The sequence below is a fragment of the Blastomonas ursincola genome (genome assembly GCF_013607875.1).
GTDB lineage: Bacteria > Pseudomonadota > Alphaproteobacteria > Sphingomonadales > Sphingomonadaceae > Blastomonas > Blastomonas ursincola.
On record NZ_VDES01000002.1, the window covers coordinates 672,068 to 684,792 of the forward strand.

At 64.9% G+C, this 12,725-nt stretch carries 9 protein-coding genes; 6 read left to right on the forward strand and 3 right to left on the reverse strand.

Features of this window, described 5'->3' with window-relative positions; translation table 11 throughout:
• Positions 1–259 precede the first annotated feature (259 nt).
• The gene (locus FG486_RS09275; protein WP_181267320.1) at positions 260–2,392 is read left to right on the forward strand and encodes a S46 family peptidase; all 2,133 of its coding nucleotides are present in this window, start codon (positions 260–262) and stop codon (positions 2,390–2,392) included.
• A 21-nt stretch (positions 2,393–2,413) separates the two neighbouring features.
• On the opposite strand, the gene FG486_RS09280 is transcribed toward FG486_RS09275, so the two are convergent.
• Positions 2,414–3,904, reverse strand: coding sequence for an oligosaccharide flippase family protein (locus FG486_RS09280; RefSeq protein WP_181267947.1), 1,491 nt, complete (start codon positions 3,902–3,904; stop codon positions 2,414–2,416).
• Between the two features lie 254 nt (positions 3,905–4,158).
• Here FG486_RS09280 and FG486_RS09285 point away from each other — a divergent pair, with 254 nt between their 5' ends.
• From FG486_RS09285 to FG486_RS09300, 4 genes are all read left to right on the forward strand, one after another.
• Positions 4,159–4,437, forward strand: coding sequence for a hypothetical protein (locus tag FG486_RS09285; protein ID WP_066274668.1), 279 nt, complete (start codon positions 4,159–4,161; stop codon positions 4,435–4,437).
• A 204-nt stretch (positions 4,438–4,641) separates the two neighbouring features.
• Positions 4,642–5,511 carry a DNA/RNA non-specific endonuclease gene (locus tag FG486_RS09290; protein ID WP_241695679.1) on the forward strand — a complete coding sequence of 290 codons (870 nt, stop codon included), beginning with the start codon at positions 4,642–4,644 and terminating at the stop codon, positions 5,509–5,511.
• Positions 5,512–5,528: 17 nt separating this feature from the next.
• Complete coding sequence (locus FG486_RS09295) at positions 5,529–5,954, forward strand: hypothetical protein (RefSeq protein ID WP_181267321.1); 426 nt, start codon at positions 5,529–5,531, stop codon at positions 5,952–5,954.
• A gap of 42 nt (positions 5,955–5,996) precedes the next feature.
• On the forward strand, positions 5,997–6,416 hold the full coding sequence (locus FG486_RS09300) for a hypothetical protein (protein ID WP_181267322.1): 420 nt from the start codon (positions 5,997–5,999) through the stop codon (positions 6,414–6,416).
• A 16-nt stretch (positions 6,417–6,432) separates the two neighbouring features.
• Here FG486_RS09300 and ppc read toward each other — a convergent pair whose 3' ends face one another.
• Positions 6,433–9,123: a phosphoenolpyruvate carboxylase gene (gene ppc, locus FG486_RS09305; protein WP_181267323.1), complete on the reverse strand. Its 2,691-nt coding sequence runs from the start codon at positions 9,121–9,123 to the stop codon at positions 6,433–6,435.
• A 154-nt stretch (positions 9,124–9,277) separates the two neighbouring features.
• Here ppc and FG486_RS09310 point away from each other — a divergent pair, with 154 nt between their 5' ends.
• Complete coding sequence (locus tag FG486_RS09310; RefSeq protein ID WP_181267324.1) at positions 9,278–10,789, forward strand: alkaline phosphatase family protein; 1,512 nt, start codon at positions 9,278–9,280, stop codon at positions 10,787–10,789.
• A gap of 232 nt (positions 10,790–11,021) precedes the next feature.
• On the opposite strand, the gene FG486_RS09315 is transcribed toward FG486_RS09310, so the two are convergent.
• Positions 11,022–12,635: an amidase gene (locus FG486_RS09315; RefSeq protein ID WP_181267325.1), complete on the reverse strand. Its 1,614-nt coding sequence runs from the start codon at positions 12,633–12,635 to the stop codon at positions 11,022–11,024.
• Positions 12,636–12,725 lie beyond the last annotated feature (90 nt).

The following is a 12,725-nucleotide window of genomic DNA, read 5'->3' on the forward strand; positions in this document are numbered from 1 at the left end:
ACCAGCGCAACAAGGCACCATAGAGCCGAGCACGGCCGCGATATGCGGTGGTTAATTTCGGGTATAGCGCAGAAATGAAGATAAAACCGCATTTTCACGGGTCATGTATTGGGAATCAACTTGGCTAGCGAACGATAGCGATTCGTCACAATCTGCCTCGGCCAACAGCCGGGACCCGAGACGTGGATGCTTGCCCCGTTTCAGGGCTCGGTCTATCTGGACCGCCTGCTATTTCCCGGCCCCCGTTGCGGAGTTTCTGATGCGCCATTCCCTGTTGCTTGCCTCCACCGCCCTGCTGATGTCTGTGCCTGCCCTCGCCGAAGAGGGCATGTGGCTGCCGGGCCAGACGCCCGCGCTGGGCGACAAGCTGAAGGCGGCCGGACTGGAGCTTTCGCCTGCCGATCTCGGCAATCTCAAGGCGGCGCCGCTGAATGCGATTGTTTCGCTGGGCGGATGCTCGGCGTCGTTCGTCAGCCCCGAAGGGCTGGTCGCGACCAATCATCACTGCGTCTACGGATCGATCCAGTATAATTCCAAGCCGGGCCAGGACTATCTGACCGATGGTTTTCTCGCAAAGACCCTTGGCGACGAACTGCCCGCCGCCCCTGGATCGCGCATCTATGTGATCGAGGATCTGCGCGATGTCACCGCTGCGATGAACAAGGGCATCACCACCAAGCTTTCGGGGTTCGATCGCTACAACCGGCTGGAAGCGAACCGCAAGGCGCTGATCGCCGAATGCGAGAAGCAGGCCAATCGCCGCTGCGACGTTCGCCCGTATTTCGGCGGGCAGACCTATTTCCTGCAGCAGCAGCTCGAGATCAAGGACGTGCGGCTGGTCTATGCGCCGGCGGGCGGCATCGGTAATTTCGGCGGCGAGACTGACAACTGGCAATGGCCGCGCCATACCGGCGATTTCGGTTTTTACCGCGCCTATGTCGCGCCCGATGGTTCGTCGGTGCCCTATGCCAAGGAGAACGTGCCCTACAAGCCCAAGTCCTGGCTCAAGATCGCCGACAAGCCGCTGCGCGAAGGCGATTTCGTGATGGTCGCAGGCTTTCCGGGCGTGACCCAGCGCCACTGGACGGCGGCCGAGGTGCGCCATAATTTCGAGCAGGTCTATGCCATCGACCAGCAATTGCGCGCCGATTATTCCGCCGCGATCGAAAAGGCGGTGAAGGGCAACAAGGATGCCGAAATCAAATACGCCTCGATCCTGAAGGGTTCGGACAATTACAAGAAGAAGCTGCTCGGCGAGATTGCCGGCGCCGATGCCATCGACCTGCTGGGTCGCAAGGACAAGGCCGATGCCGATTTCCGTGCCTGGGTGGCGGCGGACCCTGCACGCACGAAAATGTACGGTCAGGCGCTGACCGATCTCGACGCGCTGGTCGCCGAATCAAATCAGGCGCGGGTGGACAATCTGCGTCTCGCCACGGTCAACCGCGCGCAGCTGCTCTCCGCCGCGCAGCTGCTCTATCGCTGGGCCAAGGAGCGTGGAAAGCCAGATGCCCAGCGCGAGCCGGGCTTCCAGGATCGCGATCGCCTGTCGATGCGCGAGCGGCTGACCCAGGTCGAGCGCCGCTACGATGCGGGCGTCGACCGGGTGCTGTTCCAGCAGGCGCTGGGCGAATATGCCAAGGTCGCAGCGGACAAGCGCAACGCGCCGCTCGAGGCGAAGATCGCCGAACTGGGCATGGACCGGCTCTATGCCGATACGCGGCTCGGCGTGACCGCCGACCGGTTGGGCTGGATGGACAAGCCGGCAGCCGAGTTCGAGGCTTCGACCGATCCGTTCATGCAGCTCGCCGTCGCCGCCTATCCGGGGCAGAAGGCCGATGAGGACAAGGCCAAGGAGCGTGCTGGTCGCCTGCAGGCGGCGCGCTCGGCGGTAATGGCGGGGCAGATCGCCTTTGCCAGGGAGCAGGGCCGCACGCTCTATCCCGATGCCAATGGCTCGCTGCGCTTCACCTATGGCAAGGTGACGGGCAAGCAGCGCGATGGCCTGATCTGGACGCCGTTTACCACCGCTGAGGGCTTGGTCGCCAAACAGACCGGACGTGGCGAGTTTGACGCGCCCAAGGCCGCGATCGACAAGCTCAAGGCGCGCGATTTCGGCCGCTATGCCGACGAGAAGCTGGGCACGCTGCCGGTCGATTTTCTCTCCACCGTCGACATCACCAACGGCAATTCGGGATCGGCCACGCTCAACGCGCGCGGCGAGTTTGTCGGGCTGGCGTTCGATGGCACGCTCGACGGCGTGGTGTCGGACTGGTCCTATGATGCCGCAATCAACCGCACCATCCATGTCGACAGCCGTTTCATGCTGTGGACGATGGACAAGGTCGATGGGGCGCAGCGCCTGCTGACCGAAATGGGCGTCGGCCAGTAAATCCGCTCGCCAGGGGCAGCGCTACTCGGCGCTGCCCTTGCGGGTTCGGAAAAGCTCGCGGTCTTCGGGGCCGAAGCCCCGCTGCCAGATCACCCAGCCATAGACGCCCAGGATGGCGGGAATGCCGAATGCAAGCTCCGCCCATTCGGGCAGTTTGGTAAAGCCCCATCCCACCGCCGTCGCCGCCGCTGCCGCCCAGACCAAAGCCCAGCGCCAGCCATTGACCGGCGCACCCAGCAGCTTCGAGAGCAGCCGCGCCTTGACGATCGAGGCAAAGCCCAATGCCAGCGCCAGTGCCAGCGCGACGCTCGCCGCCTGGAACAGCGGCGGCAGGCCCATTGCCTGCGCGGTGAGAATCAGCGCGACGCTCAAACCCCCCTGTAGCGCCAGCATGGCGAGCGAGATCATCAGGTTGCGGTGGCGGGCGATATAGACGAGCGCCGCCTCGCTCACGGCGGCGGTGGCCGCGACGACCTCTGCTGCGAGCAGGAACGCCAGCGCGCCTGTCCCACCGACGAAATTCGGACCGACCAGCCCCATCACGCCCTCGCCCGGGATGCCCAGCGCCAGCGCGACGCCCAGCTGCGCGGCGATGATCCAGAAGCCGACCTGGCTGACCTGGCGCGCGATCTCGGCCATCTTGCCGCTCTGCAGGTTGCGCGCGATCACCGGGCCCAGGATGGGGTCGAAGCTGGTCTTGAGCTTCTGCGGCAGGCTCGCCACCTGCTGCGCGATATAATAGATACCGACGACGGCCGGCGAGGCGAACAGGCCGAGCACCGCCAGATCGAGCCGGCGGCTGCCCCATTCGATTGCATCCGCCGCCGCCAGCGGGGCGTTGCGCCGCGCCATGTTGGCGAGCTTGAGCGGTCGCGGCTGCCAGCCCATGGGCAGTCCGTAATTGCGCAGCATCGGGATGATCGAGGCGATGAACGCGGCGACCATCGAGGCGATATAGGACAGGATCAGCCCGTCATCGGGGGTGAGGTAATAGAAGATCCAGGCGGTGATGCTGATCGTCCACGGCTCGATGATCGATCGTGCCCGCACCGTGGCGGCGATGTCGAAGCGATAGGCCAGCGCCGCCAGCGCGACGTCCGACCCCGCCACGGCAAAGATCACCAGCGGCAGCAGCCGGTCGACCTCGCCCGCGGTGCTGTTTGGGAACATGATCTCAGGGACCAGCATCAGCAGCGTCGCGGCGAGCGCCGAGGCGATGAAGCTCACCAGCAGGCCATCGGCCACGACCTGTGCGTGCGGGCGCGATGTTCGCGCGAGCTGGGCGGCCAGGCCGCGCTTCAGCCCCAGGGTCGCGATCTGCGCGGCGAACTCGACCACCAGCACCGCATAGGCGAAGCGGCCCAGCGCCTCGGCCCCATAGAGCCGCCCGGCAATGAACAGGAAGGGTAGGCGCGCGGCGAGCCGCAGCAGAAAGCCGAGGAAATTGGTGCGCCCGCCCTTGGCAAGCGCCTGGATGTCGCCGCTCTGCGCTTCGGCCCCGCCATCCGGCACAGCCTTGCCCGGCCCGGATACGCTATCCGGTGAGCCAGGCTCATTCTGCGGTGGCGATGATGTCAAAACGTGCTTTCCAGGCCCTATCCCGGCACGCTCTTAAGCAGCTTTGGCACGGTTTGGCTAGGCGGCGCGTCACGGACACTCCTGACGTACCGTGCGGGAAAATTTTTTACAGGGCTTTGCAACCACCTGTGGACCCACCCGTAGTGGCGTTCATGCATTGTGCATGAAACAGGGTAGTGGAGCGAAACATGCGTAAACTGATTCTCACCAGCGTTGCCAGCATCGGCCTTATCAGCCTTGGCGCTTGCCAGTCCGAGCAGGCCGACCAGGTCGAAGACCAGGCTGAAGCCCAGGCTGACGCGCTGGAAGACGCGGCCGACCAGGCCCCGACCGAAGCCCAGGAAGATGCCCTGGAAAACCAGGCTGACGCGGTCGAAGCGGCTGGCGAAGAAAAGGCCAACGCGATGGACGATAACGGCGAAGTCGCTCCCAGCGAAGTGCCGGGCACGACCACGAACAACCAGTAAACCTTCCCCTTCGAAGGTAACAGGCGGCGGCGGACCCCATGGGTTCGCCGCCGTTTTTGTATGCGTCATGCCTGTAATGCGAGAAATGCATCCAATACGGATCAATACGCGACCGTAAGCCATGCTGATCGGCGCACCGACAATTGACTTGTTGGAAAATGTTGCTGATATGTTCTTGCCGTTTTTCCTCACAGGAGCGGCAGAATGCGGGATTCGGCGCATGGACAGCAAAGCGGCTTTGCATTCTGGATGCGGACGGGCCACTGGCCTGATTCTGGCGCAAGCGCGGCGATCGAGCGCAAGTTCAACCCCTGGCACGACCCCGACGACGGACGCTTCACCTTTGCGGGCCAAGGGCGGCGTTATGGTTCTGGCGGCGCCGGAGCCTCCAGCGGCTCGAAGCCGCGCAAACCAGGCAGGATTAATCCGGGCAGCGGACCGTTTGGCGGTGCGGGTGCCAGTGGCTCATTCGGAAAGCCGACACCAGTCAGACCAAAGCCGCGGCCCGCGGCAAAGAAGCGCCAGCATCTGCCTAGCAGCATCCCGGCCAATCCCGCTCCCTGGCCGAGACCAAGGCCTCCCGCCAGGCCAGCACCACCGCGCCCCGCCAGAAAGCCTCCGCTGCGTCCCATCAAGCGCAACGGATACACCTATCACCTCGATGAAAATGGTGACGCGCGCAAAATCATTGCGCCCGAGTTGTCTATGAACGCTCAGACACCGCGTTCAAGGTCGGCTCAGGCCAATGCAGGCAAGCCCGATCGTCTCCCGACCGATGATGGGGGCCATTTCATTGCCCATAGGTTCAACGGTCCCAATGATGCCTTCAACCATTTTGCGCAGGACAAACCCCTGAACAGAGGGCGTTATCGCATGGTTGAGCAGGAATGGGCGGACGCCCGGAAGTTAGGCAAAGACGTGTCCCTTAAAATGGAAATTGATTATCCAAAGGGTTCCCGTCGCCCCGACTTTATCGAAATCTGGTACAATATCGATGGCAAGGAAAAGCACGTTAAATTCGACAATCGTCCCGGTATGTCTCCACCGAAATCGAGAGGGAACAGGCGGAAATGAAGGATTGGCAAATTGAGATGGCTGACATCATTCACGACGTCGCGTGCAACCTTCTGAGGAGGCATGGCACGGATAACCGGGGAATCCTGGTCCTCGCAGACCTGTTTGGCGGAGTTGGCTATTCCGTTTACGTCGGACGGCAGCAATTCATAGAATATATATCTGTGGATAAGCAAGAGAACATAAATGTAATGCTGCTGAATGATCTCAGGTTCGTTCCGCCGCCTGACAAGGTGCCTCTGGGAATCGAAATTTTTATCAAAGACGGCGGGGCATCCTCAAAGATCGTGTATCCGCAGGATGTGCCCGAAGATGAGCTGCCTTATGATGACCGAGAGTCATTTGTCATTTCCTATTTCGGGGATTTTCCGATCAGATATCCGCCCATGCCCAGCGACGCGCAGAAACTTCCTCGCACGGGATGGCGCACAAAGATGCGCTGAGCGACGGGCAGAGCCTTGCCTGGTGTATGACAGGGGGAAACAATGTGGAACGTGGGGCCCAGGCGATGGAAAGGCGAGCTGATTGCTGATCTCGCCTCGACCGTTCGAGCGGAGACCAGTTTCAGTCCGCTGGGCACCCTGCTGATCGCGTTGGTGGAAAGTCGGTATATCAGCCTCGCGCGTTTCCTCGATCGTGGCAGCTATATCGCCTTCGCGCAGCCCGATTATGCAAAGTACCGCGATACGCTGCTAGAGCTCTGGGCCCTGGAGCCGCTCAGCAGCCGCTGGGACGAGATGTACTATCTTGTCCGTGGGGGCGACACGCGGATCACGTATCTCTATCCCGAAGACATCGAGACCGACGTTCCGGAGCTTGACCGCTGGCGCGGCGCGGCTCAGGCTGCGTTCGGCGCGAAAAGGATCGTCTTCCCGCACGGTCGCGGCAGCACCGAAATCAGATAGCGCTGCCTTAAACCCATCACCCGCTGTTCCGCAGCGCCGTCGCGATCGCGTTGATCGACAGCTGGATGCCTTCGGAAATCCGCTCGTCCGCCTCGCCCGCGCGGTGGCGCTTGATGAGTTCGATCTGCAGCAGGTTGAGCGGCTCGATATAGGGCAGGCGCAGCCGGATCGAGGTGTCGAGCGCGGGGTTGTTCGCCAGCAGCCGCGACTGGCCGGTGACGCTCAGCAGATTGTCATGCGCCGCCTGCCAGCCCGAGCGGATTTCGCCGAAGACACTCTCGCGCAGCGCCTCGTCGGGCACCAGCCCGGCATAATGGCGCGCGATGGTCATGTCCGACTTGGCCAGCACCATCTCCATATTGCCGAGCAGCGCCTGGAAGAAGGGCCAGCCCTGTGCCATGTCGGCGAGCAGTGCCTTGTCGGCGAAGCCGCCGAGCGCCTGGCCCACGCCATACCAGCCGGGTAGCATGATGCGCGCCTGTGCCCAGCTGAACACCCAGGGAATGGCGCGCAGATCCTCGATCCGCTGGCTCTTCGATCGGCTGGCGGGGCGCGATCCGATCTTGAGATCGGCAATCTCGCTGATCGGCGTGGCCGCGCGGAAGAACTGGTTGAAACCCTCGGTGCCATAGACCAGCTCGCGATAGGCGCGGAAGGCATCGCGCGAGATCATGTCCATCGCCGCGGCAAAGCGCGCCTCGTCTGCCTCGCTCAGCCCGTCATGGTCGAGCGTCGCGATGAGCGCGGCCGAGGTGATCGCCTCGAGGTTCAGCTCGGCGCTTTCCACCGTGCCATATTTGGCAGCGATGACCTCGCCCTGTTCGGTGATCCGGATGCGGCCCTGCACGGTGCCCTTGGGCTGCGCGCGGATCGCGGCAAAGCTCGATCCGCCGCCGCGCCCCACCGCGCCGCCGCGTCCGTGGAACAGCTGCATCGCGATGCCGGTCTCCGCAAACACCTTGGCGAGTGCGCGGCTGGCATGGTTGAGCGACCAGGTGGAGGTCAGATAGCCGCCATCCTTGTTGCTGTCCGAATAGCCGACCATCACCTCCTGATAGCCGCGCGCCTTCACCAGGGCAGCGATTTCAGGCAGCGCGAAATAGGCGCGCATGATCTGCGGCGCATTCTCGAGGTCGCCGATCGTCTCGAACAGCGGCACCGCCATGATCGCGGCCTGCGGCACGGGTCCGGGGCGGAACAGCCCGGCTTCCTTGAGCAACAGGTTGACCTCGAGCATGTCCGAGACGCTTTCGGCCTTGCTGATATTGTAGGCGGTGATCGCCTGCGGCCCGTATAGCGCGTGCGCCTGCGCCGCCGCCTCGACGATCGCGAGTTCCTTGACCGTCTCCTCGCCATATTCGTGCCAGCGGTTGATCAGCAGCCGCGCATGGCCGAGCTCGGCGCGCAGCAGCGCGATGCGCGCGGCCTCGTCGAGCGCGGCATAATCGTCGCACACGCCCGCGACCTTGAGCAGCTCGCCAACGACACGCTCGTGCACGTCGCTGTTCTGGCGAAGGTCGAGCGTTGCCAGGTGGAAGCCGAAAATCTCGACCGCGCGGATCAGCCGGCCGAGTGCGCCGCCGCTCGCCAGCAGGCCCGCGCCATTATCGGCCAGGCCATTGGCGAGCACCACCAGATCGCGCCGCAGATCGCCGGGGCTAGCATAGGGTTCGCCCGCCAGCACCGAGGGGCGCGGCGGCTGCTTGCCCGTCAGCGCGACATGCGTGGCGCACAGCCGGGCGTAAATGCCCGCGAGCGCACGACGATAGGGTTCGTCGGCACGGCTGGGGGCATTGTCGCCGCTCTTCTCCGCGAGATCGAGCACCGCTTGCGGTGTCTGCGAAAGGCCGGTCGCGATGCTGAGATCCTGGCCCAGCGCGTGCACGCCGTCGAGATAATGGACGAGCGCGGTTTCTGCCTGCCGACCCAGCGCATGGCGCAGCGCATCGGCGGTGACGAACGGGTTGCCGTCGCGGTCGCCGCCGATCCAGCTGCCCAGCCGCAGAAAGGCGGGCGGGCGATGGCCCAGCACCCGCTCCCAGCGCGCATAGAGCATCGGCAGCACCGGCAGGAACACGTCCTGCATATAGGCGCGCGCATTCTCAACCTCGTCGGCGACGAACAGCCGTTCGCGGCGCAACGGACGGGTTTGCCAGAGCAGCGCGATCTGGCGGTGCAGCGCCTCGTCGATCCGGTCGCCGCTGGGGGTCTCGTCGAGCCCCGCGTCGCGCAGCTTCATCAGGTCCGCGACGCGATTCTTGTGATCGATCATCGACTTGCGTCGCACCTCGGTCGGGTGCGCGGTGAGCACGGGGACGATCAGGCTCTGGTCGAGCAGATCGCCGATTGCGGTATCGCTGACTCCGTGCTCGCGCAGCCGCGCCACCGCTTCGGCCACGGTCGCGCCGGTCTCCTGCGCAACACCCTGGCGGTCCTCGGCAAGGTTGGCGAGCATCGAGAACAGCATGAAGCCGCGCACGAACGACAATGTGTCGTCGAGGTTGAGGGCCTCGAGCCCGGTGTCGATCTCGTCCGCGCCCGCAACGCCGCGATGCCGATCGACGCTGGCCGAGCGGATATACTCGGTCTGGCGGAACAGCTTCTCGCCGCCATAGGCGCGGATGACGTCGCCCAATATCCGGCCAAGATAGCGGATATCGGGGTTCTGACTGATCGGGGTAAGGTGAGCGGTGTCAATGTCGGCCATGCGCGCATGCTGCGCTGCAAAATGGATTGGGTCAAGTCTATGTGCAGGGTTGTTGCAAACGATTGCAAACAATCGGACGCTTGCAGCCCCGAAAAGTCTCGAATTTGTCATGGCTTCGTGACAGAGCGGCGGCAGATTTGGAGGAGACTGCGCCATGAACCGCCCGCTTGCCACCCTGTTGTGCCTTGCCGCCCTTTGGTCTGCGCCGGTTCTGGCTCAGCACAATGCACCCAAGGAAGCCGCGCCGGACAAGGAGCGGGGCGAGCAGACCGCCGCCGATTACACCGCGCAGGGCCAGGCGCAGCTCCAGGAGCGGCTCGCGATGCAGGCGCGCACCGGCAAGGCGAAGAACCTGATCATCTTCATCGGCGACGGCATGGGGGTGAGCACGCTGACCGCCGGACGCATCTGGCAAGGGCAGAAGGCCGGGCGCGACGGGGAAATGAACGAAACCGCGATCGATGCGCTGCCCTATTCGGCGATGGTGAAGACCTATAGCCACGATTTCCAGGTTGCCGATTCCGCCGCGACCGCCACCGCGCTGGTCACCGGCACCAAGACCCGCTCGGGCATGCTGTCGGTCGCTCCGGCGGCGCTGCGCGGCAAGTGCGAGACGGCGGCGGGCAGGGATGTGCCCACCCTGTTCGAACAGGCCGAAAGCGCGGGCAAGGCGCTCGGCGTCATCTCCACCGCGCGCATCACGCACGCGACGCCCGCCTCGACCTATGCGCACAGCGTCGATCGCAACTGGGAATCGGACAGCGAACTTCCCGCGGGCGCTGCCTGCCGCGACATCGCGCGCCAGCTGGTCGAATGGCCGCATGCCAAGGGGCTGAAACTCGTGCTCGGCGGCGGCCGCGCCGCGTTCATGCCGGCCACGCAATCGGACCCGGAATATGCCGACAAGAAGGGGGCCCGCAAGGATGGCCGGGATCTGGTCGCCGAATGGAAGAAGAAGAACCCGAAGGGCCGGTATGTCTGGAACGCCAGCCAGTTCGCCGCGCTGAACCCCGCCGACAGCGCGCCGGTCTTCGGCCTGTTCGAGCCCAGCCACATGCAATTCGAGGCCGACCGCTCGAAGGACAAGGCCGGCGAGCCCTCGCTCGCCGAGATGGTCGAGCTGGCGGTGAAGAAGCTCGGCACATCGGATCAGGGCTTTGTGCTGATGGTCGAGGGCGGACGCATCGACCATGCGCACCACGGCGGCAACGCGCACCGCGCGCTCGACGATACCGTCGCGCTCGATGCCGCGATTGCCAAGGCCCTGGAACTGGTGAACCTCGACGAGACGCTGATCCTGGTCACCGCCGATCACAGCCATGTCTTCACCATCGCGGGCTATCCGCCGCGCGGCAATTCGATCTTCGGCCTGGCCAGCATCACCGAAGACGGCGAGCCGATCACGGCGAAGGACGGCAAGGCGTACACGACGCTCGGCTATGCCAACGGCCCCGGCGCCAAGGTGAACGAGCAGCGCGCTGACCCGGCGCAGGAAGATACCGCCGCGCTGAACTATCTGCAGCAGTCGCTGGTGCCGACCTCGGGCGAAACGCATGGCGGCGAGGATGTCGTGGTCAAGGCCGCCGGCCCGCAGGCGCATCTGTTCCACGGGACGATCGAGCAGCACAGCATCTACCACATCGCGAAGCACATTCTGGGGCTTTGATCGCCGCAGTCTGATGGCACCGCAAAGCCCTCCCCCTCGATGGGGGAGGGCGCGAATACTCAAAATCCTCCCACAGCTTGCTGGGGGAGGGGGACCGCCCGCGCAGCGGGGGGTGGAGGGGCAGTGGGGTCGTGCTGCGCTCCCGCCTGCGTGCCATCCCGCTTCCCCTCCACCACCGACCTTTGGTCGGCGGTCCCCCTCCCCGAGAAGAGCTCGGGGAGGATTTTGACGATCACTTCCCGATCGGGTCGGCCTTCGCGTCGGCGCTGGCGGCATAGGTCGGCGCAAACCGCGCCTTGCTCGCCTGTTCGAAGGCGTAGCCGGCCTTGATCACCTCATGGTCCTGCCACTGGCTGCCGATGATCGACAGGCCGACGGGCAGCCCGGCGACCAGACCCATCGGCACGGTGATGTGCGGATAGCCGGCCACGGCGGGCAACTGGCTCTGGCTGGGGCCGATGCTGTGATCGCCATTGACCAGATCGCTGACCCAGGCGGGCGCGGTGCTGGGGCCGACCAGGAAGCGGACGTTGTGCGTCTTGAGCAGCTTGTCGATGCCTTCCGCCCCTGCGAGCCGCTTCGACTTGGCCAGCGCCTCCTGGTATTCGGGATCGTCGAGACCCTTCTGGCTTTCGGCAAGATCGAACAGCGACTGGTCGAACCAGGCTAGCTCGGTCTCGGCGTTCGCGGTGTTGAAAGCGATCACCTGCTTGAGCGTGCGCGCGGTGACTTGCGGAGGCGTGGTGGCGAGATAGGCGTTGAGATCCGCCTTCAGCTCGACCATCAGCACCTTGAACTCGGCCTCGCCCAGCCCGTCGAGCCCGGTGCGGCTGTCCGCGATCTCGACCAGTTCGGCCCCTGCGGCCTTCAGCTTCTCGAGCGCCTGCGCAAACGCCGCCTGCACGCGCGCATTGCCGCCGCACCGGTCCATCAGCACGCCGATGCGCACGCCCTTGAGGTAATCGGGCGACAGGCCCGCCGCATAGTCGGTCTTGCGCCGGTCCGCCTCAGCGGTGGCGGGGTCCGCCGGATCGCTGCCCGCCAGCGCGGTGAGCAGCAGCGCGGCATCGGTGACGCTCCGCGCCATCGGCCCTGCGGTATCCTGGCTATGGCTGATCGGGATCACATGCGTGCGCGAGACAAGGCCCAGTGTCGGCTTGAACCCGACCAGCCCGTTGATCGACGACGGGCAGATGATCGACCCGTCGGTCTCGGTTCCGATCGTCGCGGCCGCGAGGCTCGCCGCCGCTGCCGCGCCGCTGCCCGAGGACGAGCCGCAGGCATTGCGGTCGAGCGCATAGGGGTTCTTCACCAGCCCGCCGACGCTCGACCAGCCGCTGACCGAATCGTTCGAACGGATGTTCGCCCATTGCGACAGGTTGGTCTTGCCTAGAATGATCGCGCCCGCCGCGCGCAGCCGGGCGACCAGCGGTGCGTCGCGATCGGTGATGTTGGCGAGCAGCGCGGTCGACCCCGCCGTGGTGGGGATGCGGCCCTGCGCCTCGATATTGTCCTTGATCAGGATCGGGATGCCGTGCAGCGGGCCGCGCAAGCGTCCGGCCTTGCGCTCGGCATCGAGTGTCCGCGCTTCGGTCAGCGCATCGGGCATCAGCGCGATGACGCTGTTGAGCTGGATGCTCGAATCCTCGTCGATCCGCCCGATCCGGTCGATATAGGCGTTGACCAGCTGCTCGCTGCTGACCTTGCCCGAAGCGAGCATCGCCGACAGCTCGGGGATCGATTTTTCCTCGACATCGGGAAGGGACGCCTGTGTCTGCGCGTGCAGCGGAGCGGGGGCGAGGGCCAGCGGGGCGAGAAGGGCAAGTGCCAGGGCGAGGGTGCGCATGCGCCCACGATAGCGCGGGCGTTCGGGCGGGCAAGAGCGCGCCGACAAATTTGCGCGCGGCTCTGGCGGGGGAGAGGCGCTGCGCCCATA